Raw genomic sequence first — 25,409 nt, 5'->3', positions numbered from 1 at the left:
TAGCTTCAGTGATTACTGGAATAGCTATAGAGAAGTGTTCAGCAATCAAACCCACAAAAGCGTGGGTAAAGAAAGTGGTCAAACAGCTCACATTGAGCGTTGGAATAATACGCTTAGACAACGTCTGGGTCGATTTGTTCGCAAAACGCTTTCATTCTCAAAAACTCAACATATGCACGAAATCTGCCTGAAGATCTTCATTTACGAGTATAACCTTTCCCTTAAATCATTCGAGTCGTAAGCATTACCAAGAACTGATTAAGCGCATAGAGAAGCATTATATAATAACTAACGAGAAAATAAGTAGTGAATACATGCTCCACAGCGTAGAATGGCCTGAAGATTTAAAAGAATTCGAAGATCTCAGCGGGCATTCATTCCATTTCTTGGAAGCTTATTTTAAGAACAGAGACAAATATGCCAAGGATGACAAAATGCTTCTAAAATATTATATTTCCATGACCTTAGCTCGTAAAAACGGAACGTCCATGCTAGACCTCAAAGTTGAGGAATTGAAGATTTAATGGGCTTATGGGTGGGGAGCCCTGAGCGAGCTTCATTTTCCTATTATAAACCAGACACTCTTTCTTCAGAGCACAAGCTTGCAATTGAATGGGCTAATCCATTAGGATATTACTCCCTGAACCTTAAATGAGTTTATTATAAGACGCGTTAAGATTTCCTAAAAATGGCGCATTTTGAATTTCATTCTCCCTATCTGTTATGGCTGCTGCTCCTGTTGCCCCTGCTTTTCTTGTTGCGTGGGCGAAAGGGGAGGGCTCCCGCGTTAATCTTTTCCAGCACCTCGATTGCTAAAGAAGTTTCGCGCCTGCACAGGGTGAAAGCGGGTAATATATTATTTTTCTTTAGAATTATTGCACTCACACTCCTGTTGATGGCATTGGCTAGGCCGCAGTTAGGTAAAGGCTTTTCGGAGGTAGAATCATCCGGGGTGGATATCATGCTCGCTGTGGATATTTCCTCCTCCATGCTAGCGCTAGACTTTTCTACGAGTAATCGACCTGTCACTCGTATCGATGTTTCCAAATCGGTATTAGATGACTTTATACGCCGTAGGCGAAATGACCGCATCGGGTTAATCGCGTTTGCCGGAAATCCTTATCTGGTGAGCCCCCTGACCCTTAACCACGATTGGATAGAGCAAAATATGGAGCGCCTACAGCCTGGTTTGATCGAAGATGGTACCGCGATTGGTAGTGCAATCGCTATGTGCGTGAACCGTATGCGGGATCTACGATCCAAGAGCCGCCTGGTTATTTTGTTAACAGACGGTGCGAATAACTCCGGTAAAATAAGCCCCATAACCGCCGCAGAGGCAGCAGCCTCCTTTAATACGAAAGTTTATACGATCGCGATCGGCAAAGAAGGGGTTGTGCCTTCCTATTTTCTGGATCAAAATGGGCAGATCGCAAAAAACCCGTTTGGCGAACCTTATATTGCGGAAGCTACGTTCCCTGTGGATATGGAGATGCTCGATAACATTGCCAAAATCACCAACGCCCAGGCCTATCGTGCCGAAGATCTGGATCAATTGAAAAAGATTTATGATGATATTGACCAACTGGAAAAAACAGAGGTCAAACTCCAACGTTACTCCGAGTACGTAGAGCTTTACCCCTGGTTTGTCATTGCTGGTTTATTGTTACTGGGAACTGAACTTATTTTAGCCAATACAAGATTGAGACAAGTGCCATGACTTTTGCTTCGCCCTATTGGATTTATAGCCTGCCGGTAGTAATACTGCTCCTTTTGTTTTTCTTTTATAAAGCAAATAAAGGTAGGCTGGTGTTATTAGATGCCTTTGTATCCAAAGACCTACGCGAAAAATTATTAACCTCCTTTAGCCAAAAAAAACACACTTTTAAACAACTCTTGGTTGTTTTGGGAATAGCTTTTCTCTTTGTAGCATTGGCCAGGCCGCAGTGGGGTTTTGAGTTTAGAGAGAAACATTCACGGGGCATCAATGTGCTCATCGCCTTGGATGTTTCTAGAAGTATGTTGGCAGAGGATGTAAAACCAAATCGCCTTGAGCGCGCCAAGCTCGGTATACTCGATATCCTGAAAAAACTTTCCGGTAATCAGGTGGGGTTGATCGCGTTCGCGGGGGAAGCCTTTTTGCAATGCCCGTTAACGTTAGACTATGATGCCTTTCAACAAACGTTAGAGAGTATCGATACGGATACGATTGCGCGTGGGGGTACGGACATCGCTTCTGCTATAAGGGTTGCCGCTAAAGCGCTCAGAAATGATAAAAACCATAAGATTCTGGTGCTCATTACGGACGGGGAGGACTTGGAGGAATCCGGTATCAAGGAAGCGCAAAGAGCCGCCGGCGAGGGTATAACGATTTATACGGTTGGTATAGGAACGAAGCAAGGCGAGCTCATTCCTATACGTACTAAAAGCGGCGGTACGGATTATTTACGGGACTCCGCTGGCAAGTTAGTGAAAACAACGTTGGATGAATCTACCTTGCGTAAGATTGCGGAGGAGACGAATGGTTTTTATGTGCCCTTTGGTATTGGGGGCGAGGGGTTGGAGCAAGTCTATGAGGCTGGTCTGGCCTTAATACCGGAGCAGGATTTAGCCAGTAAAATGGAGCGTGTCGCGATTGATCGCTTTCAGTGGCCGCTTGGATTAGCCATTTATTGTTTGATGTTGGAGGCCATTATGGGCACGCGAAAACGTAATTTCTTTAAACGAAAATCCATTGCGCCCGCTGCGGTAGTGGTTTTGCTGTTATTTGTCCTTTTTCCTAAGCATTTGGAGGCTTCGGCCTATGAGGCTTATAAGGCCTATGAAGAGAAGGATTACGCTAAATCATCCCAACTTTATGCCGAGGCTTTACATAAGGATAAAGAAAATGCGTTGTTGAGTTATAATCTGGGAACGAGCTTGTATCGAGAAGGAGAATATGAAAAAGCGAATAAGGCTTTTGAGGATGCTTTACATACCGATAATACGGAATTGCAAAAAAGAGCCTTTTTTAACATGGGGGACGCGAAATATCGCCAGGGCGAGCGTTTGTTAAAAGATAAGCAGGAGGAGACGGTTAAGCTCTGGGAAGAATCGTTAAAGGACTATGAAAACGTTATGGGGCTGGACAAGGAGCACTCCCAGGCAAAAGAAAATTATGAATTTGTGAAACGAAAGTTAGATGAGTTGAAAAAGAAAATAGAGCAAGAAAAGCAACAACAGCAACAGAAGCAAGATCAGCAGAATAAGGAGGACAAAAAAAACAAGGACGATTCACAGAATCAACAGCAGCAATCTGATCAACAAAAAGATCAAGAGGATAAACAGGATCAAAATAAGGATAATCAGTCTGATCAGCAGAGGGATGAGGATCAAAAGCAATCTGATCAAAAAGATGAAAAACCTGGAGATCAGCAGCAGCCTCAAGAACAGAAGCCTGAGGAAAAAGAGGGCGAGGGTAAGCCAGAGGAATCACAACGGGATAAAGAAGAGGGTCAAGAGAATGAATCGGAACAATTGTCTCGAGATGAGGCTAGGCAGTTGCTAAACGCGCTGCGCGATTCCGAGAAAAAATTACCCACGTCTAACGAGTCCGGTAACACTTTTCAATCAACCAATAGCCAATATAAAGACTGGTAAGTTATGAAATATAGTTTAAGAATGCCCGCAATAGTTTTGCTTTCCATCGTAATGTCGCCCTTGTGCTTGATGGCAGCGGATATTGCGGTGAAAATGAATTTTGAGCCGGAGGAGATCTGCCTGAACCAGAAAACCTACTTAAAGGTTGTCGTGGAAGGGTCTCAGGCCACCCCGAAGATCGATTTTAGAAGTTTGCCAAAGGGCCTGAAGGCTAAGAATACCCCTGCCAGCGCGCAGTCAAATATACAATTGGTTAATGGTAAAATGAACGTGCAGGGTGTCTATTACTACCTTATGGAACCAGAGGAGCCCGGAGATTATAAGGTTGCTGACTTGAAGATCATGGTGAGTGGGCAGGAGATCGGCACGGAAGGAGCTACATTGCGTGTTCTCGGTGAAGGGGAAAAGCCTAAGCTGGCGGCTACACAAGCGTCTGATAAATTATTTATCATGGATCTGAATATACCACGTGAGCGAATTTACTTGGGAGAGTCTATGCCGGCTTCTGTTACGTTGTTTGTGGATAGTCGTGTGCGTGGCAGTATTATTACGCCTTATCCCATGCAGGTGGGAGATGGTTTTGCAGGTAGCCCGTTTAACCCGGAGCCCCGACGCGGCTCCATTACCTATGCCGGCAACCTCTATAATACATTTACCTGGGAAACGACTATCACGCCGGTGAAATCAGGCGTTCAAGACATTACGTTTCACTTGGATGTCGTGGTGGAAAAACCCCGCCAAACCAGTGGCTTCATGAATAGTACGTTTGATAATTTCTTTAACGATCTTTTTACCGAAAACGAGCAAATCCATGTCACAACGGGTGATAGAAGGCTTGAAATTGTTATGTTACCTCAATTAGGCAAGCCGGATAAATTCACGGGAGCGGTAGGCGATTTTAAAGTACGCGCGCCGGAACTGTCGTCTAAAGAGATTAGTGTGGGGGAGCCCCTTACGTTGCGTGTTGAGATGACGGGTGAGGGTAATTTTGCCGCGGCACCTGCTCCTACAGTAAATAAGGTGAAGGGTTGGAAGATCTATGAGCCTAAGAGCCAGTTTTTCCCGGATGATAAATTTGGCTATAAAGGGAAGAAGACATTCGAGTATATCATGATTCCCGAAAACGACCGCATCGTCCAAACGCCTTCGCTGGATTATAATTTCTTTGATCCCGTAATCGGGCGCTATGTTGAAAATAACCTGCCCTCGATGCCGCTCAATGTCCGTGCGGTCGAAGGCCAGGTGGCCGCTCCTGTAGTAAAGAAGAAAGTGAAGCAAGAAGAAGCGCCCAAAGAACAAGAACTCTTGCCTATAAAGTTGACCAGCGGAAAGTGGGTTACTTCTGATAAACCCGTATTTTATTCGCCTCTTTTCCTGACGGGGCAGCTTGTTCCTTTAATCCTTATTTTAGGGGTATACTTTATTCGCAAGCGCCAGTTAAGGTTAAAGGATGATACCGACTATTTGCGTAATAAGGCTGCTGAAGCAGATATCCATAATCGTTTTCACACGGTTCGCAAAGCAAAGGATGCGGAAGCGTTTTATCTAGCTGCTCAAAAACTAACGTGCGCGGTGATCGCGAAAAAAGAAGGCAATCGTTCCGAAGTGCTCACGTGGGCCGAAGTGGCTACGTTCTTGCGCTCCCATGGCGCGGATGAATCGTTGTTAGACGATTTACGCCGTTTCTTTGATGAAGCAGATAGGGTGCGCTTTAGCGGTGGCGCTTCTCTACAGAAAAAAGTAGGGCAGGAGGAGCATAAGACTTTTGAGAAATTGTATGTTAAACTTGAGGAGTTATTAAATTTATGAAAACCATTTTAATTCTGATAACCGGCCTGTTATGCGGTACTTGCTATCTAATAGCTGAATCGCCCGAACAATTTTTTATTCAAGGCAACGAGGCGTACCAACAAGATGACTACACAGCATCGATTGATCAATATACCCAAGCGCTTCAAGAACAGGCATCCGTGGCTTTGTTGTATAATCTCGGTAACGCTTATTTTAAAAATAATCAACCCGGCTATGCTGTTTTATCCTATTCCCAAGCCCTCTTTTTAGATCCCATGGATGCGGACGCACGAGCTAACTTAGCCTTTGTGCGTGAAGCAGAGGGTCTAAAAGCGCCTCCTGTCTCTCAGCTTCGTGAGTATTCCCAAAAACTCAATATAAATACCTGGGCTTGGCTATTAACGGCCAGCTTTTGGATCATGGTGTTTTTATTTGTTTTTCAAAACTTGTTTTCATGGCAAGGCATGGTGTCTTATTCTTTGATAACGCTTTTTGCCCTCTGCATCTGCCTGAGCTTTGTCGGCTTGTGGGGATACCATCTTGATCGTAATCTAGGCGTTGTGCTCGGAAAAGAATCCCCCTTAAAAGTGGCTCCAACAGATAAAAGCCCGGTGATCACTTATCTTTTCCCGGGTACGATTGCGGTAGCCCTTAAAAGCGCGGAAGACTTTCTTCTTGTTAAAACGGCTGAAGGCCGAGAGGGATGGATAGACAAAGATGGTTTCGCAAAAATCTACGATCCCAGTTGATTCCTGTTTTACCTAAGAAAAGATAGGTAGGAAAATCATATCCCTTACAAAATTAAAGTAAGCGTTAATATCCGTTTTGAGGAGAATGAAATAAATCACAGCCGCACACGAAAGCCAGGGGCCGAAAGGAATTCTGATATCAGGCGTATTCTTGGCAATAGCCGTTGATTCAGCCAATGTCTTTAATTCTTCCAGTTCTTCCTCAGATGCAAAAGGCACCTTCGTCCACGGCGCTATCGTTTCCTTTTCAATCAATTGCTTGGGATTAGATAGGCCCATTTTTTGAGAAATCAATACCGGTAGGGTAAATAATGCCCCCAGTAAAGCGCCGCCAAAGATAGCAAACAAAGCGCCTTGCCAGCCACAAAAAGCGCCTATGCAGCCCAGTAGCTTGATGTCCCCAAAGCCCATGGCATCCTTGTCCAGAATCGTTTCTGCTATAATCGCAATCCATAGCAATATACCGGATCCAAATATAACGCCGGCTACGGCCAATAACATCGAGCGTAGCCCGTTGATTAAATAAGGGTCTGGGTTGTTCTGCCCATGAAGGATAGGAAACGCAAATGAAAGGACGACTCCTAAGAACATGCCTCCGACCGAGAGTGAATCGGGTATGATCAAGTGGTCAAAATCAATAAAAGCCACACAGATCATGATGGCGGTAAAAGCAAACCCCACGAACACCATTTCACCATCCAAAGACATCCAGCTTAATACAAATAGAACAGCCGTGAGCACTTCAATAAAAACATAACGAAACGCTATGGGCGCTCCACACTGCCGGCATTTTCCTCTCAACACGAACCAGCTGATGATCGGTATATTATCAAACCAAGCAATTGTTTTCCCGCAACTACGACAACGCGATCTTGGTTTTACGATAGATGTTCCTTCCGCAATACGGTAAATACATACATTTAGAAAACTCCCTATAATAGCTCCAAGGATAAAAACATAGAATGCCATCAGTAGGGGATATTCGGCGGAAAATCGTGATGCGAGGCTAAACATTTGCTGTAACGATACTTGTATTAGTAAGCCTTAAGGCACTGAAAATCAATAACTAAATTAAAGTAAGCAACGCTCGATTGCCGCCATCATTGTCCGAACGGGCGCTATAGCACCTGTCCATAATTCTAAGGCTAAGGCTCCTTGTTGGACGAGCATGGTTAGGCCGTTCGCGTAAGGAACTTCTAATACTTGCGCTTGTCTTAACAAAGGGGTTAGTGGAGGGGAGTAGATCATATCATACACGTAAATATTGTTACTAAACGTGTTCAGGCCTATCGGAGCAGGGTCCCCAGGAGACATGCCAACTGATGTTGCGTTAATAACGATTCCTTCTTTGGGCAATGCTTCCGGCAATTGGTTGATTGGAAATCCGTGTATGTTATCTCGTTGAGTAAACTGTTTTAAATCATCAAGCAGCTTCTGCAAGCGCTGTTGATCCCGGTTCCCTATCCATAACGATTCGCAACCCGATTGGATTGCTTGAACAGCGGCCGCTCTGGCTGCTCCTCCAGCGCCGAGCAATATAACATTATTGCCACGAAACGAAACCAGGAAAGCTTGTTCGATGGCTTTCTCTATTCCGGGCGCGTCCGTATTAAAGGCCATAAAACTCCCGGGTGCCCAGGTTAATGTATTTGCCGCACCTATTCGTTTTGCTAATGGGTCAATTTGGGTGACAAGATCCATCACCAGTGTTTTGTGAGGGATGGTTAAGTTAATCCCTCGAAAACCATGCGTATACATTAACTCGATTGCTTCTTTTAAATCAGCAGGCACGATATCAAATTTATAATAATGCCAGTCCTTGATCGCGGTATTGTAGAGTGCTATATCTGCCAGCGCCGCGTTATGCATCACGGGGCTTAAGGAATGTTCAATCGGGTGGCCGATTACAGCGAGGCTTTTCCCTGCGTGTTTCCATTTCTTAAGGTCTTCCAGTGTGTAAATTCTTTCCGAGAAATCCATAATAGGTTCCAACCCAAAGTCCACTTGATAACCCACAAGCTTTCTTATTAAGTGATCTATCAAGCGCTAACGCTTTTGTCAACTGTCCCCGGCCTATCGCTACAAATCTTTCTCCTTAGAATCCAGGATAATGGTTACGGGGCCATCGTTTTGAGCGTTTATATCCATATGAGCCGCAAAAATCCCCTGAGGGATCGGTTTGTTTAACAAAGTTTCTAATTTTTTAGAAGCAGCTTCATAGAGCGGAATGGCCACTTCCGGTATCGCGGATTTGTTAAAAGAGGGTCGAGATCCTTTACGCATGTTGCCAAAAAGCGTAAATTGGCTGATCAATAAAATCTCCCCCGCTATATCTACAACAGATCGGTTCATTTTGCCTTCATCGTCCCCAAAAATTCGCATAGCGGTTATCTTGCCGCACATCCAGTCAACATCCGTGATGCCGTCATCGCGATGCACCGCTAAAAAGACCAATAACCCCCTGCCTATAGATCCCGTTACGCTGCCATCAACTGCAACAGATGCCTCGCTCACTCTTTGTATAACCGCTCTCATTCTGCTAAAATAGTATATATTTATGCCCCATTCTAGCACTTTAATATATTTAATATAAAAAAAAGTGGTTTTTCTCTTGTCATAGCAATTTATGATTTCTAAACTATGTTTAATAACCCCCCCCTATAGATTATGGCCCAAGTATTAGAAAAAAAATCTAGCCCCAAAACAAAAAAGAAGCCAGCACCTGCGAACGGTAAACCTGCTAGCAAAATGGCAGCACCAATAGTTTCCAAGGCTAAAAGTACGGCGAAAACATTTGAGTCCGTTATCCGCGCTCATGTTGATATCGGATGGGGTAACACCCTCTATATCCGTGGCGAAGGTGGTGGATTGAATTGGAAACAAGGCATCCCCATGCAAAACAAGACGGGTGATGAATGGATTTATAAGGCCCAGAGCCCGACCCAGGGTATCACATTCAAACTTCTCATTAATGATAATGAGGATTGCTGGTGTGATGGCGAGAATATGCGTGTTGCGGCCGGTAAGGCAACGGACGTTTATCCTAACTTCTAAGGCTAAATATCCTTCGTCATCTTTAACAACGCTTCCCGGAGCATTTGGTGATCTAAAGGCTTCTCGGGAAAGCTGTTTTCTATTTTCACAGCTTCGATCGTGATTTTTGAAAATGGCTTGGGTATATAAAACCTATCCCAGCTTTTTAAGCGCCACGCTTTTTCAAAATTGCAAGCACAGAGCCATATAGGAGCACCCGTTTTCTCTGCTAATAATGCAGGGCCTTCCTTGAAAGCATAACAAGGGCCGCGAGGGCCATCTGGTGTAATGGCGACATCATGCCCGGCTTCAAGGACATTTATTAATTCTTTGATCGCTCTGGAGCCCCTCCAGCTGCTGGATCCTCGAATAGCGCCAATGCCTAGTAGTTGAAAAAGAGCTGCCAGCCAGCTGCCATCTTTGCTTGCGCTGACTAAGCCGAAAATCTTTTTCTTCCAGCCTAATCGCCGGTAGCCTTCCGCCACCACGAATAGCCTATTATGCCAAAATACAAAGATTGCGGGCTCGCGGTCGCTGCTCTGTATATAGGTTAATAATTCAGGAGGCGCGGAAAACCGAAGCGTTCGGTTCCATAAGCGTAGTAACATACTCAACGGCCATAGCGCAAGTAATCGCCATCCGGAAAGTCGGTTCACTTTCCGTCCGAGGTTGATATATCCTAATGCGCTCATGCCTCGTACAGCATGTCTGTATTTGTCTCAACTTTCAATAATCAATGTTCAATATTATCCTATATTGCCTTAATTTTTCTTTCACTTCTTTTGCAATATCTTGTATACATATTGTAAGTGAATTGCGTGCGTGTAGTGTATTATGTTAAGTAGCCATTTGGAGAAAATTTTGGGGCGGTTGGATGATTTGGATTCCGTTAACCTGACTATCCTTGTTCAGCGGCTGGCTCGTGAGCGTGAGCTTCTGGAAACCGTTTTTAATACGATTAATGAGGGTATCCTCGTCATCAGCGCAACGGGTTTGATTGAGTACTCTAACCACACGGCTAAAAATTTAATAGGCCTAAAGGATAAAGATGTTGGTTCCGCGACTTTGTGGAAATTAGTGCCGGAGCTCGCGCAATCTATGCGGGTACAGGGTGCCTTGTTGTCTGCTTCCGTTGTTTCTCGTGAAATGGAGATCGCGTATCCGGAGCATCGTGTTCTGAGAATGCACATGGTGCCGTTTACGATCTCAACGGCTAATGAGGAGGTCGATACCCACAAGTTTACGGTTATTTTAACGGACATCACTGAGGAAAAGCTTTCAACGGAGGAACGTATTGAAAACGAGCGGGTCTCTTCCATTTTCATGCTGGCGGCGGGGGTCGCGCACGAACTGGGTAACCCGCTCAATGCCATCAATATTCACCTTTCTTTGATTAAGCGGAAATTGAAGCAATTGGAAAATATTCCGGAAACTGAGAAGATTGCTGATTCCGTACAGGTCTGTATGAGCGAGGTGGAGCGTCTTGATGGCATCATTAACCACTTCCTAAACGCGATTCGTCCTCAAAATCCGGATCTATTAGCTGTTTCTCCTTTAAAGGTGCTCGATGAGGTCTTGGCTACCCAAGCCCATGAGCTCGAAAATTTCGGTATTCGAGTAGAGGTAGAGCTTTCTCAAGAGGTTCCTTACATTCTCGCGGATAAAAATCAACTCAAGCAGGTCTTCTTTAATGTCATTAAGAATGGTATGGAGGCTATGTCGCGTGGCGGTGTCCTTACAATCACGCCAAGCGCGGATAACGAGTGGGTATATATTCGCGTAAAGGATAATGGCTCTGGTATAGGTCAGCAGGATCTTTCAAAGATTTTTCAGCCTTATTTTACAACGAAAAAGGAGGGGCATGGCCTGGGTATGATGATTGTCCAACGCATCATGCGTGAACACGGCGGGCGCATCGGTATTGATTCTCAGGAAGGGCAGGGCACTGAAGTTATTCTGCAATTCCCTATTAAGGCCAAGCGATTGAGGATGCTCGAAAGTTAAGACTCGTGGTGCTCTTCTTTACGGGCTTTCCATAGCCCGCGCTCTTTAATCATACTGGCAACAAGGGGGGGGACAGTCTCTTCCCACGTGCTGTCTCTGTTTTGTATGCGTTTGAGCACGTCTCTGGAAAAGATATCCAGATAACTGGGGTTGTAGCCAGAGATGGCTTCAATAAAATGATTCTCGCGTAGGAACATAAACAGATGCCGCAAATTCGGTTTCACTTGTATGTTCTCCGCCGTAATTAAGACGTCTTGTACAACGCTTACGACTTCGTGTTCGGGCGAAAAGCTGGCGTGGGAATACGAACCTTTGGTGTCCAATTGCGCGTACTGGTTGAAGGCATTTGCTTTCATCGGGTAAACGTAAAGTTTCACGTTTTCTTTAAATAAGCGTCCTGAAGCTTCCAGTATACCCCCATCGAGCTTTTGATAATAGGCTTCGTTGAAAATGGCCAATAAGTGGTTTATGCCCAGCACAATACCGATCATCTTTTGGGTATAGCGTCTAAAATACGCGCTTAATCGGAAATATTCCGGGTAGTTCGATATCAAAACATTGTACCCTAGGGATGATATGATATCCACGCGCGCTAAAAAGTCGTCCAGGTCAACACCGGTAGCGAGTAAATTGTTCATGGTGATTTCAAGTAAGACCATCACTTGCTCGCCTTGTACGCGTGGTTCTTGTATAAACTGGGCTCCCGCGCACTCAAACATATCTATGTTGACGTTTGTCACGGGGCGGAAGGATCCTCTTTCGACTAAAAGCGCTTTTTTGTACAATGCTTCAGAGGGTTGTAAAACTGTATTGTCCGGGCCAAACATCACGGCGTTTGTGAGGCCTTGCTCGACTAACTGTAAGCTCAGTACACGGTTGTCTACATGGTCGAATGTGGGGCCATAAAAGCCAATCATATCGACTTCTATACGATCTGTCCCCAGGTTGTCTGCCAGGGATTCTACAAAAGTTTTGCTGTCGTTGTAATAGATAAACGCAGCGTACATTAAGTTAACGCCGATAACGCCTAATGAGTCTTGCTGTAATTGCGCTGAAGTGTCTAACATGCGCACATGCACAATAATCTCATCCGGCAAGCTATTCGGTTTTAACTGAAAGCGTAACCCCATCCAGCCATGGCATTCGTTATTGCCTTTATAGCTGCGGGTGGCAACGGTGTCCGCAAATACGAAAAAACAAGTGTCATCGCCCCTGGCCTCGCCTAGCCGTTCTTCTAATAAATTATACTCGTGGTCGAGCATCATCTGCAGGCGTTCCCTCGAGACGTACCGCGTGGCTTTCCCGTAAATTTCATCGCTGAACTTCATGTCATAGGCAGACATGCTCTTGGCAATCGTTCCCGCGGCACCACCGGCTTTAAAGAAGTAGCGTGCTACTTCTTGTCCTGCCCCAATCTCAGCAATGGTTCCGTATATTTGTGGGTCAAGGTTGATAGTCAACGCTTTGCGATTTGTCGTCAGGTCTTGGGGCTTCATAACGAATAATTCGGGAATAGTATTGTTTAGTTTAGTCCCTTTAATTGCATTATACGCATTCTCTCATTTTTTCCAATAAAATAAACGTCTTCGTTTTAACTGTAATACTTTCTGATGAACACTATTAATGGAGAAAAAGCGCTATTAGATACAAGTTGACAACGTTTGCGTGGTTAATTTTAATGTAACTATTATGGAAAAGCTACAGACAAATAAGTCTTATTATAATTACAGATACATACCGGGAGAAATGCCTGGGGTAAAATCATTTTCTGAACTTTATCGTAGCGTGTCTGATTTCACTTTTCCTAAAACAGGGGAAAAGGAACCGGGCTACTTCTGTAAAACGGTTCTTTTCACATCCTTCCTTAATGTTATCGATGGTATCAGTAACCTCTGGTATGGAGCTATCGATAAAAAAGACATAGAAGGCTTAAAGCAAAAAGAATATAACACTTTTTGGTACAAAGAGGTTTCTAGAAGAACGGTTTATGCCCTGGAAGGAACAGCGCGTTTCATTGGCGGTTTTTTAGCAGGTCAATACATAGGCAAATATGTAGATGCCTCTATAAATGAAAAGAACACTGCTGAGCCTATTTCTTTTGAAGAGATTTTAGGGAATTTTGGTCGTACGGTTGCGCTTCTTATTACTCCTACGAGTGTGGAGAATATCGGCAAGTTGTGTTTAAATCTCGCATGCATGATGGTTGCGAACTATGCCGGCAAACAACTCGTGTTGATTCCTTTATTGGCAAAATTTTCCGTGAACGCGGCCTCAACGTTATCCGCGGCGCTTACGGGCATAATAGATCGTTACAGCCGTATGTATTCTAATGGTGAATACAAGCGCGTCTTGCAATCTTTTGTCTGTACGGTTGTTGTTCTAGGAGCTCTTGCGTTAAGGGGTAATTTCTCCTTTTTCTATTTAGACAAAGTCGGTACCGGCTTTGGGGATATTTTCTCAGATCTCGAGCACTGGATGGCTCCGTTTGTTGATCCTATTTTGTCACAGTTAAGCAATGATTGTAGCGGCTACTGGCTTTCATTCTTTATGTGCATTTTCCCTTATTGTTATGACGTTTCTCCTATCGTCCTCCCAGAGGAGAATAAAGCCGAAAAGCTAAAAACGGAATAATCCTGGCATTCAGTAACTTTAATTTTCAAAAGACCTTCTTCATTAGAGGGTCTTTTTTTTGTTTTTTAAACAAAACGCCTTATAGTGAAATAATCTGAGGCGAGAGCTGGTTTAATAGCTTGCTGTGAAACTCATACGCCGGATCCAACTTTGCCAACGCTTGCTTAAACTTTGGTCCATGGTTCATGTGAAGCAAATGGGCTAACTCATGTTGAATCACCGCGTCATGCAAATGCTTTGGCAATAAAATTAACCGCCAGTTTAGGGAAATTGTCCCCAATGAGGTGCAAGACCCCCAACGCGTCCGCTGGTTACGAACCGTCACGCGGCGCAATTTATCTTCTATACCGGCTCGCTTCGCCAAATTGATCGTATGCTCCGGGAGCGTGTTTTTAGAAAAGGAAACCAATAGTGCTCTTATTTCCCGTAAACAGGGCGTCGTTTGAGACAAATTTAAAACCAAAAGATTCTCCGTTTCATCATATACCCAGGAAATTTTTTTTTGCCCTAACCGATACATCACGCGCGTATCAGGTATAAACCCAACAATCTGCCCGTTCTCAATGAGGTTGAGTAAACACTTCCCTTTGTTTTTATTCAGTAATTGCGGGCGCTGTAGATGTTTTAATACCCATTCTGCTTTCGTTTGTAAAAATTTTAAACCGTCTTTCTCCTGAGCTCTTTTAGGGATGGCAATCCTTACCCAGCAGTTGTCTTTTATGGTCAACGATATATTTCTCGCTTTGCTTGAAGCGTAGCATTTGTAAAAGATGGTGGCAACTTCTCCTCCCGAAGCATTCACTGTGATCGAATCCAACAACTCGTAATCCATATCTTTTCTCTTATTTAAAGAAAGTTACTCCTGATTTGTTTGCTCAAATTGCTCGAGTAATTGGTTTACCATCCGTCTTAATATCATCTCTGGATCCAATCCTTTTTCTGTACAAATCATAACCGGTATAAGCAATTGTAATGCCAAACTTTGCTCGGTTGCTTGCTCACTCATCGCCTTTAAACTTCCACCGGTTTGTGCGGATAAAAATGTCATTAAATCACTTCCGCTTTGGGACATTTCTTCAAACGCTTTTTTTGCGTAGAGTAACGCGGGCAGGCCTTTGGGGAATTTTTTAGAGCTCGTTACCACACGCCCTTTTTCTTGATTCTCCTGAGCTTTGATCGATTCCCATTGCTCCTTGAGCTCTTCCATCGTTTCTACTTTACTATCGCCGAACACATGCGGGTGCCTGCGTACCAATTTCGCTTCCGCTCCCTTCACCACGTCTGCAAATGAAAATATACCGCGCTCACTCGCCATCTGCGCATGCATGAGAATTCCGATTAATAAATCTCCCAACTCTTCTCTCAAATTGTCCATGTCGTCACGATCAACCGCGTCTAATATCTCGGCCGTCTCTTCCACTAAATGTTTTCCAAGAGAGGAGTGAGTCTGCTGCAGGTCCCATGGGCAGCCGGTTTCCGGGTCTCGTAACGTTGCTATTGTTTGCACTAAATCTTCTATTGCTTTCATGAACTTCTTAATGCTCTTTTGTAGAGGGAAAGCATATTCAATTTCTGCTCAATAATAAAGTAGATTCTACGGCGTAGCAGAAAGCGGTTTCTGTTTTATGCTTGTTTACCGAATTCATATCAGTAATTATATTATGTAATTAGACCCCTCTGGTTTTTTATTGTAAATATGTTTGCTTCCTCAAAGGCGTTTTCCTTTAAGCTTTTTTTTGCTCTATTGGCAATCCCGTTTACCTGGGCATTGGCAAGCTGGTTGGGTTGGCTCACGTATCTGGAATACGAATCTCTGGACTGGCGTTTCCGCGTACGAGGCGAATTAGACAACCCCGTTAAACTCATTTATGTAAACTTGGATTCCGAAGCCATCGAGCTCATGGGCGAGCGACCTCTCCCGCGTGTCTTTTTTGCGGAGACCGTAGACGCGCTTTTTAAATTCGGTAAGGTGAAGGTCGTAGGCATTGATGCTGTTTTTTCAGACTCCGCACACTCCATCCTCGTCGACCCCAGTAAGGTAAAGCTAGACAACGAAGCCTTTAAGCGCGTGATTGATCGAGAGCCCGGGATCGTCCTCGCTGCTACCTATACTTCCCAGTTTGATCCTCTTGGTAAGGGTGAATACTCGCTTAAAGAATTTCCTTTTATCTACAAGGGCTACATCAACCCTAATCTCAATTCTTTGCCGGAACAACCAAGCGCCACGCTCATCGGTACCGATGGGGGTAATCTCGGTCTCATTAATGTTAATGATCAGTATAGCCCGGGCAATACGCCTCGTTGGGTGCCGATGTTTGCCTATACGCCTGGTCCCACATACCTTACGCTTGCACTGGATATGGCCAGGATCTTTCTCGGTGTCGATAAAAATAACGTTATTATTGAGGATGACTATATCTATCTCAATGACAAACAGGGCGAATCCCTCATGACAATTCCGCTCACCGATAATCAAATGGTCGAAGTGAATTGGTTTTCCCCGTGGGCATCAGATAAAAATATTCACTACAGTATGAAGACGGTTCTCGGCGCGGCTGCTTGGCTCAAACAGGGTTCCGCTGAGCAAAAACAAGAAGCCGAGGAATTTTTTAAGGCGTTTAATAATGCCATGGTGCTAATCGGCCCGGTCGACCCTCTGCTGCATGACCTCGCCCCTTCTCCTTTTGAAAATGAACCGGTCCCTAAGGTGGGTGTTCATGGAAACCTTATAAAAACCATGTTCGCGGACGCATTCTTAAAGCGTTTTCCGTTTGAGGTAAATATCACTATCCTCTTCGTCTTAACGATTCTTATGGTAGCGCTCGGTATCTGGAGTGGCGTTCATAGCGGTATCACTAAGATGGCATCTCTCTTGGTCCTTATTCTCTACGTAGCCGGTGTCTTCTTTTTGTTTGATACCCTTAACTGGGTATTGCCTTTTGTTACCCCAGTGGGTGCCGCTTGTAGTACTACATTCGTAGGGGTCGTCTTCCAGCTCATTGTTTCTGAAAAACAAAAAAGTCGCATCAAGGGTCTCTTCGGTACCTATGTTTCGCCTGAGCTCGTTAATAAAATGGTGGAGTCCGGAGAAGAACCTCAATTAGGGGGTGTTGAGGAAAAAATCACCGCTTTCTTCAGTGATGTTGAAAACTTTTCCACGTTCTCGGAAATCCTTAGCCCTAGCCAGTTAGTTGACTTAATGAACGACTATCTAACGGGTATGACAGACGCTCTCCAGCAAGAGGGCGGCACTCTCGATAAATACATTGGAGATGCCATCGTAGCCATGTTCGGCGCCCCTCTTTACATGAAGGATCATGCGCTTGCCGCTTGTCGTGCCGCTTGCCGCGTTCAAGAAATTCAAAAGGAATTGTGCGCGAAATGGCAGCGGGATAAGGGCGCAAATTGGCCCAATCTCGTTTTCTTCATGCGTACGCGTGTAGGGCTCAATACCGGCTTGGCTACCGTGGGTAACATGGGTTCCTCAACTCGTTTTAATTACACGATGATGGGGGATACCGTTAACCTCGCCGCCCGCTGTGAAAGTGGCGCCAAGGCCTACGGCGTTTATGGCATGGTCACCGAGGATACAAGGATGCTTGCCCAGGAGCAGGATACGAGTATCTTTTTCCGTTTTCTCGATTACATTGTCGTGAAAGGGCGTTCAAAACCTGTCCGCATGTACGAACTCATGGGATTCAAGGATAACCTGGGAGGTAGATTACTGGAATGCGCGGAGATCTATGAAGAGGCCATGCAGCACTACCTCAACCAAAATTGGCAAGAGGCTATGCGTCTATTCGAAAAGGCTTCTACCCTCGAGCGTTTTCAGCCTGCACGAGATGGGGTTCTGATTAACCCATCCCTAGTTTTCCTCAAGCGCTGCTCAATTATGCAAAAAGAACAACCCGATCCAAACTGGAACGGCGTGTTTACGATGAAGGGAAAATAAATCTATAATCGGAAAATCATTTTATCCGATAAAATATTCAGGCGCATTGCCCGGCTTCCACTTAATATTACAGCCTATACTCGGTAGTTGTTCCTCCTCCGGTACGTTTTCTCCTGCCAGTGTGGCATCTAAAGCCTTCTTTAAATCCTCACCGGTTGCGGCCAAACCGTTATTGGGGCGGCTTTTGTCAAACTGGCCTCGGTAAACCAGCTTTTTGTCCTTATCAAATAAATAAAAATCGGGTGTGCAGGCTGCATGATACAATTTTGCCACTTCTTGGGTCTTATCATACAGATAGGGGAAAACATAACCCGCTTGTGCGGCCTCAATACCCATCCTCTCCGGGCTGTCTTCCGGGTAACGGTCTACATCGTTGCTGCTGATTGCTATAAACTCGATTCCCTTTCCTTGGTATTCCTGCGTAACCTCTGTTAACTTCTTTTGTATATGCTTTACAAAGGGGCAATGATTACACAAAAACATAATACAATATCCTTTCGCTCCCGTAAGGCTTTCTAGCGAAAACTGCTTTTCAGATGGGTCTGGCAGCGTGAATTCAGGGGCTTTTGTGCCAATCGCTAGCATTGTAGAGGGTACGGCAACCATAATATTATTGTATCGTTATTTGAGGTTATTTGGTGATTCTTCAAATAACTTAGGGCATCTTTATCAAAATTACAAGATTTTGATACAAAGAGGGTGGTGGTTAGTATCGCTAACTATAATGCTCTCAAAACTGTCTGGGAAATGTGAAGCACAAAACCACCTTATTCAGGTAGATTACACAATCTTATGAGCCTATTCTGCTTGATTTGTGAGTATTTTATCGGCATGATTAATAATGTAACGTAAACCAGTATCGAGCTTGCATTATGCCGACAAATTTTAAACCTGTATATACAATTAATCCAGCGATTGCTAAGCATCTCATGAGGATTGAAGCTGCTAAGGAAAAAGTAGCAATGTTGCCGGTGAATCCAACTGTGCTCGCATCTTTGCGTGAAACAGCAAAATTATATACCACACACTATTCTACCATGATAGAAGGTAATCAACTCAAGCCTGATGAAATACAGGAAGTCATTCAACTTGATGGTCATTTTCCCGGTAGAGAAAGAGATGAGCACGAGGTCAAAGGTTATTACGCAGCATTAGCCCAGTCTGAACACTATGCGGCGCAAAACATTTCAGTCACTGAAAAAGTAATACAAACACTACATGCGCTTGTTATGAGCCATGGTGGGACGCGCGTTAAGCCGACTCCTTATCGTGATGGACAAAATGTCATTAAAGATAGCGGCTCAGGAACAATTGTCTACATGCCTCCGGAATCTAAGGATGTTGCGGGTCTCATGCGAAATTTAGTTTCGTGGATCAAAGAAAATGATGAGCTTCCCTGTCCTATTGTTGCCGGTATTGCGCATTATCAGTTTGCAACAATCCACCCTTATTACGATGGTAATGGTCGAACTGCTAGATTGCTGACAACACTGATTCTGCATCTTGGTGGCTATGGCTTGAAGGGCCTTTATTCCCTCGAAGAGTATTATGCTAAAAATTTACTAGGCTATTATAGAGCAATGAGTGTTGGGTCTTCTCATAATTACTATTTTGGGCGTGCTGAAGCGGACATTACCAATTGGGTGGAATATTTCACCGAAGGTATGGCTTTTGCCTTTGAAAAAGTTGTTATCCAGATGATGGCAAGTAATGAAAAAGGTGAAAAAGATCATTCTGACCTCATGCGTACATTAGATCCCAAGCAGCGCAAAGCGTTAGAACTATTCAGGGAATACGATGTCGTTACGAGCAAGCAAATTGGTGATTTGTTTGGCTTTCAACCGCGAACAAATGCAGCACTTTGCAAAAAATGGGTTGAAGGAGGTTTCTTGAAAATTGTTGATCACAGTTTTAAATCAAGAAAATATAGCTTGGCTAAGAAATATAAAGAATTACTGGATATTTGATTACGCCTTGTAACAGGCATTGCTTCTCTCGCTTTTGTGATCAAATCTACTTTTATTGAACAAGTTCTTTTTCATAGGGGCATCCCTATCGAATTTAAGCCCATGCCAATGGGAGAACAATAACCATGCTATCCTCCAAATAACTTAGGGCATCTTTATCAAAATGACAAGATTTTGATAAAAAAGATGGTGGTGAGGGAGGGATTCGAACCCCCGAAGGGCTAAACCCGACAGATTTACAGTCTGCATCCTTTGGCCGCTTGGTTACCTCACCGCCAGGTGATATACACTTTAATGGTTAAACAAATTTTTCCAAGCTTTTTTTTCGTTTTTTTTGCATACGCCGAGCTCGGAATCACGTTTAGGCTTTTATGTTTTTCTCAAGGCGTTGGCTTTCATACAGGCTCAATAATGTTTCACGCAAGGAAGCACTATTAGGGATTTTCATAGAAGTGGCTTTTTTCTTCCGGTTCCTTCACTTTCCTTTCTTTCTTTTTACCTAGTGTTGCACTTCGAGTTTGAAATCGGCAATAATTACCCTTAAAGGGTTCAAGTCAAAAGCTCCTGCAGGATACTGAACTTAAGTTCACTAATAAGGTCCGGGTTTGTTTCAGGTGAAACAAACCCCGCCTTTTATGTCTAATAAATGTAGCGTAAATGGCTAGGGAATGACTATTTTATATCGTTTTAGATTGTAATTCGTTTCTATAAATGCCCAAAAAATAAACAGCAAAAGATTGTTCATAAACCGTTTTCCGGGAGGGCTGGCAAGGGTCAGTTTGGTGAAAACTCGCAGGAAAATATTATGTTTGCGGAAATTTTCCATTAAAAAACGGGGCTGCTAACCCAGGTTGCAGAGGACATAATTGCGGCATAATGGGTGTATTTTTGAGCACTATTTTTACCCATGTTTGTTTCAGGTGAAACAAACCCCGCCTTTTATGTCTAATGAATGTAGCGTAAATCGCTAGGAAATGGCTGTTTTATGTTGTATTAATTTGTAGTTCATTCCAGCTAATAGTTAAGAAATAAACAGAAAAAGACTATTCATAAACCTTTTCAGGGGGGCACACTCAGGGGTTGTTTCGTAAACTATCTCAGGGATTTTTCTTTTTTCGAGGGAATGGTTCCTGGCTAACTAATGGGGTGGATGGCTTGTAGTTTAATGCTATACCGGTTTCTAGGTGGAACCCTCTTAGGAAGTCTGATGCAGAAAGCATCTTACCGCCTGGTCGCTGGATTTTTTTAATTAAAATAGCTCCGGAAGCGGTCTGTATGGCGATTCCTTTTTCGGATGCTTCCAGGATTGTTCCGCACTCTGCAGGCTGCTCTGCTATTGTATCAGTGGCGCAATCTCCCACTTTTAGGACAATATTATCATACTCGAAAAAGCTTCCTGGCCAGGGCTGAAGGGCTCTGTGTCGATTGACTAATTCCTCGGCCGTTAGCCCGAAATCTAGCTGTCCATCTTCTTTTTTCAGTTTTCTGGTATAGCTCGCTTGCGTCTTATCCTGCTCTGTTTTTGAATATTTCACGCTCAGTAATGCGCTTAAAGTCCTTTCTAGTAAAGGGATGCAAGCGTCAGCTATCTTTTCTGTTATTTCTATGGCGGTTTCTGCCGGTTTTATTGGCACTATTTCCTGATCGATAATAGCCCCTGCGTCCATCTCGGGAACGATCTCCATCAGGGTAACGCCTGTTGCTTCCTCTCCGCTCGCAATCGCACCTACAATCGGCGATGCACCACGGTACTTAGGCAATAATGAGGAGTGCAAATTAACGACCCCCAGCGGCGGCACTGCTAACAGATCCGGTTTAAGGATATGGCCATAAGCCATTACTACAATGAGATCCACGGCTGCCTCTCTCAACCACGCTACCTCCCCAGCGCTCAAGCGCTCTGGTCTCAATAAAGTGATGTCATTTTCTAACGCCCACGCAGCCACAGGATTGGCATGCAAATGCTTCCCTCGACCGGAAGGCCTATCTGGCTGGCTAAAAACGCCAACAACCTCACAAACCGCCTTCTGCTCCTGCAAAAACCGCACAGCCGGCAACGCAATGGCATCGGACCCCATAAAGACTATTCTTTTCTTCCTCAAGCCCCTCTACCTTCGCACAGGGGCGATTCCACCTCAAGCTTAATTCTCCTCTATGCGTACGTCTTTCTTTTCATCAATAAGATTATTTTCTAAAACAATTTTATCCTTAACTGGCAATGCAGGCGGCGTACGGCGTTTACTCTTCTTGGGGAGAATATCCCTTAGTTCATCCAAGTTATTCACCTTCAGATTTTTAAGATCCTCTCCATACTTCTTTTCAAGGTGTAAGAAGGTCTCCATGCTAACATAGTCATTGAAAAAGGCTTTAATTTCCTCAAGTGAGAGTTTAGAAAAAACGATTATATTAACGAGCTCTCTATTTAAGTCATTAGAGCAGAAGAACATCTGTTCGATATAGAAAGATAGTGCTCCGTTGTTTTCCTCCATATAGTTGATCGTTTCAAAATGAGCTTCTTTGTCTTTAATTAAGTCAGTAATAGAATTTACACTGTTGTCTTCTATCTTTTCCCAATCCTTCCCGCCGTACATTGTGTCAAGTGCTCCAAAAATAATGCTTAGATTATCATCAACTTCATGAGGCCTTGTATAACCTTCTTTATAGAGTTCATTTACAAAGTTTTCTTGCCCTTCTTTTGTTAGAAACGGGCAACGCAATTTCACAACTTCTCCGAAAGCTGCCTTAATCTCAATTTCCTTTTCCTTCGCAACTTCACCATTTTTAATAGTTATTTCATTAACTTCTTTTGTGCTAAACTCTTTGGAGACTACCTCCTCCATGATCCAATTCTCCCCTTCTAGGTTCACGCTCTCTTCTTTTAGTATCTTGTTATTATAGAGCTCTTCGAAGCTGACTTTCCCATTTAGTTTTTCATCAGAACACATTTTTTTTGAGCAAAATTTACTAATATCTTCATTTGCAAACTGATTATCTACAAAATATTTTACAGCGTCCATTTTGCCTTCTGGAGACAGTATTTTGATTTTATTTGCTTGATCGAAAATATTAGTTAAGGCCTTGTCAGTGATGGCGTTCTTTGTTGCGAGTTGCTTTATTGTTCTATAATTTTCAATAGATATCGTTTTGCCATCGATTTTAAAGCTTTGGTGTTCTAGGTAATTATGTAAATAATTAAATGAGTTAAGAAGGTCTTTATCTGTTATGTGCTTTAGATCAGACTGGTCTTTTGATGCATTAAAGCAGGCTAACAAATCAGCCATTTCCCACAAATCGTTAATATTTTCTTTAATATATAATTTATTAAAAGGAATCTTGGCTGTTTTGTTAAATATACTTTCTTTAGTGAGTGTTGCGCTTGTTTGGCCTGGGCATAAGTAATTGATATATTTTTCTTTGCGCCCTTTTTCATCAACGCCTGCAAACCATTTTATAGTACGCCCGAAGCCACCGTTTTGCCAGAAGCCTTCCCCTGTCTTGTAGTTCGTAGTGAATTTCCCATCTTTGATATGGGGGCAATCTTTAATATACTTTTCGCTGGGTTTTTGATTTGTGGTAATTGTTTTTATGTTGTTCATGATAGTTTTTCCTTTGTGGCTTGATTTCGATTTTTAAGTTCGATGCTTTTTGGTGGCTTTTATTAATTAACTATCTATTTATTATGTATAATTTTTAACTAAATGTCAATTATATTTTAATTATAACTTATTTGGTATTAGTGTGTGAATGGAGGACTTGACATTGTTGGGGAAAAGGGCAGAGTAATGCTTTTGATTATGAATCGTTGTAAGAGAGTGATTTTATGTTGGCTTTTGGTGGGAGTGGTTACTGAGGGCTTATCTGTAAGGGCTGGAGCGGAGACGGTGCAGTGGCCAACGCCGAATAATGCGTTTGTGGAGGGGAAGGCTGTGGAGGAGTTTATTCAGCCTGCGGCTTCTGGGAAAGTGGAATCGGGGATGTTTGGGTGTGTGCGTAATAATGGGAGCCGCTTTCATGAGGGAATTGATATAAAGGCGACTTCGTGGACTAAGAAGCGGGAGCCTAAGGATAGTGTTTATGCGGCTTTAAGCGGAAAAGTGGCTTATGTTAATAGGCGGGCAGGGCGTAGTAGCTATGGGAAGTATGTGGTGCTGGTGCACCCGAATGCATCGTTGCCGATATATACGCTTTATGCGCACTTAAGCGAGATCAGTACTGGGTTGGCTGCTGGGCAAGAGGTGGAGCGGGGGGCGCAGATAGGCGTGATGGGTAGGACTGCAGCGGGCTACACGATTCCTAAGGAGCGGGCTCACTTGCATTTCGAGATGGGATTACAGCTTACAGACCGCTTCCAGAGCTGGTATAATAAGCAGAAGTTTGCGACCAAGAATTACTTTGGGAATTATAATGGGATGAACCTGGTTGGGGTGGATCCTTTGGGTTATTTCGAGGGGGTAAAGTCTGATTCTCAATTGTCTGTAAGACAGTATCTATGCGGCTTGCCGACTGCTTTAGAGGTTCGTGTTTATACGAAAAAGATACCTGATTTTATAAGGCGCTACCCGCATTTATTACTGAAACCGATTGAAAAAAACAAGGTAGGCGGCTGGGAGATCGAGTTTACGTGGTTTGGGTTACCTAAGGGCTGGAGGCCGCTCCCAGTAAGGGAATTCAAGCCCAATGTGGAAGGTGATGTCAGTATATTGGCCTATAGCCCAGAGCTGTTGAAGGAGAATCGTTGCCGACAGTTGATTCAGAAGCTGCCAAATGGTGAGATCGTTACTGGTAAAGGGTTGCAGCGTGAATTGCAAAAGATTTTCGGTTATTGAGGCCGAGTTCAAACTCGAAGTGCAACACATGCGGAATTAAAGTTAAAGAGTTTTACGGAACAGGAAGAAAAAAGCAAGAAAGATTCCATGGGCGATAAGTAGTGGAGGGATTTCCTTGGAGTGTGGTTGATTCTAGCCATGAAGGTCTGAACTTGGGTGGCAGTGACATCATTTTCGGTAAAATGTTTAGGAATATAACGGCCTCTGAGCAAGCCATTGGCATTTTCGACACCGCCTTTTTGCCAAGGGCTGTAAGGGTCGCAAAAATAAGTGGCGATCCCAAATTTTTCTTTCAACAAGCGGTAATTATAAAATTCGAGGCCGTTGTCAAAGGTGATAGATTTTAAGGCGTTTTCAGGGAGCTTTTCCAGAATGGTCACCAGATTATCGATGGTTTCGGTTGAGCTTCTGCTATGTAGTTTGGCGCCCAAAAGCAATTTACTTTTACGCTCATAGAGGGTCAGTACAGCGCCGCTACGCCCGGCGAAGTGAAGCGTATCGGCCTCCCAATGCCCAAATTCTTCACGGACGGTTGCCGGCCTTTCGTGAACGGATACCCGATCGGGTATCCGTTCACGAGGAGCTTTCAGACAAGGTCTTCTGCCACGCCTTCGTTTTCTTCTGTAGAGATAGCGATAGAGGGCTCTTTCGTAAGCCACGCCATAGATCCATTTATAGATGGACTCGTGGCTGATGGCATGGCAAGATCCTTCTTGCTTCAGTCGATGGGCAATAGCGTCCGGAGACATTTCCATTGCAAGCATGTCTTCGATCAGTGTTTGCAGATCCCTGGAGCGTTCTATTTTTGAGCCCGGGGCGG

The 25,409-nt window shown here is 43.9% G+C and carries 22 protein-coding genes and 1 tRNA gene; 11 read left to right on the top strand and 12 right to left on the bottom strand.

All coding sequences use genetic code 11. The features are described 5' to 3' along the window. Positions 1–314: 314 nt before the first annotated feature. The 5 genes from AUJ82_04200 to AUJ82_04180 all read left to right on the top strand — a co-directional run bounded on the left by AUJ82_04200 (position 315) and on the right by AUJ82_04180 (position 6,176). Positions 315–524 carry a hypothetical protein gene (locus AUJ82_04200; GenBank protein OIO59949.1) on the top strand — a complete coding sequence of 70 codons (210 nt, stop codon included), beginning with the start codon at positions 315–317 and terminating at the stop codon, positions 522–524. Between the two features lie 164 nt (positions 525–688). Next, on the top strand, positions 689–1,717 hold the full coding sequence (locus tag AUJ82_04195; protein OIO59948.1) for a hypothetical protein: 1,029 nt from the start codon (positions 689–691) through the stop codon (positions 1,715–1,717). Then, positions 1,714–3,636: a hypothetical protein gene (locus AUJ82_04190; protein OIO59947.1), complete on the top strand. Its 1,923-nt coding sequence runs from the start codon at positions 1,714–1,716 to the stop codon at positions 3,634–3,636. Before AUJ82_04195 ends, AUJ82_04190 begins: the two co-directional genes overlap by 4 nt. A gap of 51 nt (positions 3,637–3,687) precedes the next feature. Beyond that, positions 3,688–5,445 carry a hypothetical protein gene (locus AUJ82_04185; protein ID OIO59946.1) on the top strand — a complete coding sequence of 586 codons (1,758 nt, stop codon included), beginning with the start codon at positions 3,688–3,690 and terminating at the stop codon, positions 5,443–5,445. Continuing rightward, positions 5,442–6,176, top strand: a complete 735-nt coding sequence (locus AUJ82_04180) for a hypothetical protein (GenBank protein OIO59945.1) — start codon at positions 5,442–5,444, stop codon at positions 6,174–6,176. Before AUJ82_04185 ends, AUJ82_04180 begins: the two co-directional genes overlap by 4 nt. 12 nt (positions 6,177–6,188) lie before the next feature. Here the strand turns inward: AUJ82_04180 and AUJ82_04175 are convergent, their stop codons facing one another. From AUJ82_04175 to AUJ82_04165, 3 genes are all read right to left on the bottom strand, one after another. Further along, a complete protein-coding gene (locus tag AUJ82_04175) occupies positions 6,189–7,190 on the bottom strand; it encodes a hypothetical protein (GenBank protein ID OIO59944.1) in 1,002 nt (333 codons plus the stop codon). Between the two features lie 57 nt (positions 7,191–7,247). Continuing rightward, on the bottom strand, positions 7,248–8,156 hold the full coding sequence (locus AUJ82_04170; protein ID OIO59951.1) for a shikimate dehydrogenase: 909 nt from the start codon (positions 8,154–8,156) through the stop codon (positions 7,248–7,250). A gap of 99 nt (positions 8,157–8,255) precedes the next feature. Continuing rightward, positions 8,256–8,711, bottom strand: coding sequence for a D-tyrosyl-tRNA(Tyr) deacylase (locus tag AUJ82_04165; protein ID OIO59943.1), 456 nt, complete (start codon positions 8,709–8,711; stop codon positions 8,256–8,258). A gap of 132 nt (positions 8,712–8,843) precedes the next feature. On the opposite strand from AUJ82_04165, the gene AUJ82_04160 reads away from it, so the two are divergent. Beyond that, the gene (locus AUJ82_04160) at positions 8,844–9,230 is read left to right on the top strand and encodes a hypothetical protein (GenBank protein ID OIO59942.1); all 387 of its coding nucleotides are present in this window, start codon (positions 8,844–8,846) and stop codon (positions 9,228–9,230) included. Positions 9,231–9,232: 2 nt separating this feature from the next. Here the strand turns inward: AUJ82_04160 and AUJ82_04155 are convergent, their stop codons facing one another. Continuing rightward, complete coding sequence (locus tag AUJ82_04155; GenBank protein ID OIO59941.1) at positions 9,233–9,817, bottom strand: hypothetical protein; 585 nt, start codon at positions 9,815–9,817, stop codon at positions 9,233–9,235. 226 nt (positions 9,818–10,043) lie between these two features. Between AUJ82_04155 and AUJ82_04150 the strand changes: the two genes are divergently transcribed. Further along, positions 10,044–11,213 carry a PAS domain-containing sensor histidine kinase gene (locus AUJ82_04150; GenBank protein ID OIO59940.1) on the top strand — a complete coding sequence of 390 codons (1,170 nt, stop codon included), beginning with the start codon at positions 10,044–10,046 and terminating at the stop codon, positions 11,211–11,213. On the opposite strand, the gene AUJ82_04145 is transcribed toward AUJ82_04150, so the two are convergent. Beyond that, complete coding sequence (locus AUJ82_04145) at positions 11,210–12,709, bottom strand: nicotinate-nucleotide adenylyltransferase (GenBank protein ID OIO59939.1); 1,500 nt, start codon at positions 12,707–12,709, stop codon at positions 11,210–11,212. The genes AUJ82_04150 and AUJ82_04145 overlap by 4 nt on opposite strands. Before the next feature lie 193 nt (positions 12,710–12,902). Here AUJ82_04145 and AUJ82_04140 point away from each other — a divergent pair, with 193 nt between their 5' ends. Further along, positions 12,903–13,844 carry a hypothetical protein gene (locus AUJ82_04140; protein ID OIO59938.1) on the top strand — a complete coding sequence of 314 codons (942 nt, stop codon included), beginning with the start codon at positions 12,903–12,905 and terminating at the stop codon, positions 13,842–13,844. Between the two features lie 79 nt (positions 13,845–13,923). On the opposite strand, the gene AUJ82_04135 is transcribed toward AUJ82_04140, so the two are convergent. Continuing rightward, positions 13,924–14,676, bottom strand: coding sequence for a hypothetical protein (locus AUJ82_04135; protein OIO59937.1), 753 nt, complete (start codon positions 14,674–14,676; stop codon positions 13,924–13,926). 24 nt (positions 14,677–14,700) lie between these two features. Beyond that, positions 14,701–15,372 carry a hypothetical protein gene (locus tag AUJ82_04130; GenBank protein ID OIO59936.1) on the bottom strand — a complete coding sequence of 224 codons (672 nt, stop codon included), beginning with the start codon at positions 15,370–15,372 and terminating at the stop codon, positions 14,701–14,703. A 168-nt stretch (positions 15,373–15,540) separates the two neighbouring features. Between AUJ82_04130 and AUJ82_04125 the strand changes: the two genes are divergently transcribed. After that, on the top strand, positions 15,541–17,796 hold the full coding sequence (locus tag AUJ82_04125) for a hypothetical protein (GenBank protein OIO59935.1): 2,256 nt from the start codon (positions 15,541–15,543) through the stop codon (positions 17,794–17,796). A gap of 21 nt (positions 17,797–17,817) precedes the next feature. Here the strand turns inward: AUJ82_04125 and AUJ82_04120 are convergent, their stop codons facing one another. Beyond that, complete coding sequence (locus AUJ82_04120) at positions 17,818–18,402, bottom strand: thioredoxin family protein (GenBank protein ID OIO59934.1); 585 nt, start codon at positions 18,400–18,402, stop codon at positions 17,818–17,820. Between the two features lie 266 nt (positions 18,403–18,668). Here AUJ82_04120 and AUJ82_04115 point away from each other — a divergent pair, with 266 nt between their 5' ends. Continuing rightward, positions 18,669–19,763, top strand: a complete 1,095-nt coding sequence (locus tag AUJ82_04115) for a cell filamentation protein Fic (protein OIO59933.1) — start codon at positions 18,669–18,671, stop codon at positions 19,761–19,763. A 187-nt stretch (positions 19,764–19,950) separates the two neighbouring features. Here the strand turns inward: AUJ82_04115 and AUJ82_04110 are convergent. From AUJ82_04110 to AUJ82_04100, 3 genes are all read right to left on the bottom strand, one after another. Then, positions 19,951–20,037 (bottom strand) — tRNA-Tyr (locus AUJ82_04110). A gap of 823 nt (positions 20,038–20,860) precedes the next feature. After that, on the bottom strand, positions 20,861–21,841 hold the full coding sequence (locus AUJ82_04105; GenBank protein ID OIO59932.1) for a methionyl-tRNA formyltransferase: 981 nt from the start codon (positions 21,839–21,841) through the stop codon (positions 20,861–20,863). Positions 21,842–21,904: 63 nt separating this feature from the next. After that, entirely contained in the window at positions 21,905–23,359 is a 1,455-nt protein-coding gene (locus AUJ82_04100) for a hypothetical protein (GenBank protein OIO59931.1), read from the bottom strand. Between the two features lie 285 nt (positions 23,360–23,644). Between AUJ82_04100 and AUJ82_04095 the strand changes: the two genes are divergently transcribed. Next, a complete protein-coding gene (locus AUJ82_04095) occupies positions 23,645–24,589 on the top strand; it encodes a hypothetical protein (GenBank protein ID OIO59950.1) in 945 nt (314 codons plus the stop codon). 8 nt (positions 24,590–24,597) lie between these two features. Here AUJ82_04095 and AUJ82_04090 read toward each other — a convergent pair. Further along, the coding region (locus AUJ82_04090; protein OIO59930.1) for a hypothetical protein at positions 24,598–25,409 on the bottom strand (812 nt) is incomplete at its 5' end.

This window comes from Verrucomicrobia bacterium CG1_02_43_26, from assembly GCA_001872735.1.
GTDB lineage: Bacteria > Verrucomicrobiota > Verrucomicrobiia > Opitutales > CG1-02-43-26 > CG1-02-43-26.
Note: the sequence above shows the minus strand (reverse complement) of the source record. Positions and strands in the feature narration are given on the sequence as shown.

Excerpts from the sequence above, each read along its gene's own strand:
- AUJ82_04200 (OIO59949.1), top strand. The coding sequence starts at position 315 with ATGCTCCACAGCGTAGAATGGCCTGAAGATTTAAAAGAATTCGAAGAT.
- AUJ82_04195 (OIO59948.1), top strand. The coding sequence starts at position 689 with ATGGCGCATTTTGAATTTCATTCTCCCTATCTGTTATGGCTGCTGCTC.
- AUJ82_04190 (OIO59947.1), top strand. The coding sequence starts at position 1,714 with ATGACTTTTGCTTCGCCCTATTGGATTTATAGCCTGCCGGTAGTAATA.
- AUJ82_04185 (OIO59946.1), top strand. The coding sequence starts at position 3,688 with ATGTCGCCCTTGTGCTTGATGGCAGCGGATATTGCGGTGAAAATGAAT.
- AUJ82_04180 (OIO59945.1), top strand. The coding sequence starts at position 5,442 with ATGAAAACCATTTTAATTCTGATAACCGGCCTGTTATGCGGTACTTGC.
- AUJ82_04175 (OIO59944.1), bottom strand. The coding sequence starts at position 7,190 with ATGTTTAGCCTCGCATCACGATTTTCCGCCGAATATCCCCTACTGATG.
- AUJ82_04170 (OIO59951.1), bottom strand. The coding sequence starts at position 8,156 with ATGGATTTCTCGGAAAGAATTTACACACTGGAAGACCTTAAGAAATGG.
- AUJ82_04165 (OIO59943.1), bottom strand. The coding sequence starts at position 8,711 with ATGAGAGCGGTTATACAAAGAGTGAGCGAGGCATCTGTTGCAGTTGAT.
- AUJ82_04160 (OIO59942.1), top strand. The coding sequence starts at position 8,844 with ATGGCCCAAGTATTAGAAAAAAAATCTAGCCCCAAAACAAAAAAGAAG.
- AUJ82_04155 (OIO59941.1), bottom strand. The coding sequence starts at position 9,817 with ATGTTACTACGCTTATGGAACCGAACGCTTCGGTTTTCCGCGCCTCCT.
- AUJ82_04150 (OIO59940.1), top strand. The coding sequence starts at position 10,044 with ATGTTAAGTAGCCATTTGGAGAAAATTTTGGGGCGGTTGGATGATTTG.
- AUJ82_04145 (OIO59939.1), bottom strand. The coding sequence starts at position 12,709 with ATGAAGCCCCAAGACCTGACGACAAATCGCAAAGCGTTGACTATCAAC.
- AUJ82_04140 (OIO59938.1), top strand. The coding sequence starts at position 12,903 with ATGGAAAAGCTACAGACAAATAAGTCTTATTATAATTACAGATACATA.
- AUJ82_04135 (OIO59937.1), bottom strand. The coding sequence starts at position 14,676 with ATGGATTACGAGTTGTTGGATTCGATCACAGTGAATGCTTCGGGAGGA.
- AUJ82_04130 (OIO59936.1), bottom strand. The coding sequence starts at position 15,372 with ATGAAAGCAATAGAAGATTTAGTGCAAACAATAGCAACGTTACGAGAC.
- AUJ82_04125 (OIO59935.1), top strand. The coding sequence starts at position 15,541 with ATGTTTGCTTCCTCAAAGGCGTTTTCCTTTAAGCTTTTTTTTGCTCTA.
- AUJ82_04120 (OIO59934.1), bottom strand. The coding sequence starts at position 18,402 with ATGGTTGCCGTACCCTCTACAATGCTAGCGATTGGCACAAAAGCCCCT.
- AUJ82_04115 (OIO59933.1), top strand. The coding sequence starts at position 18,669 with ATGCCGACAAATTTTAAACCTGTATATACAATTAATCCAGCGATTGCT.
- AUJ82_04105 (OIO59932.1), bottom strand. The coding sequence starts at position 21,841 with ATGGGGTCCGATGCCATTGCGTTGCCGGCTGTGCGGTTTTTGCAGGAG.
- AUJ82_04100 (OIO59931.1), bottom strand. The coding sequence starts at position 23,359 with ATGAACAACATAAAAACAATTACCACAAATCAAAAACCCAGCGAAAAG.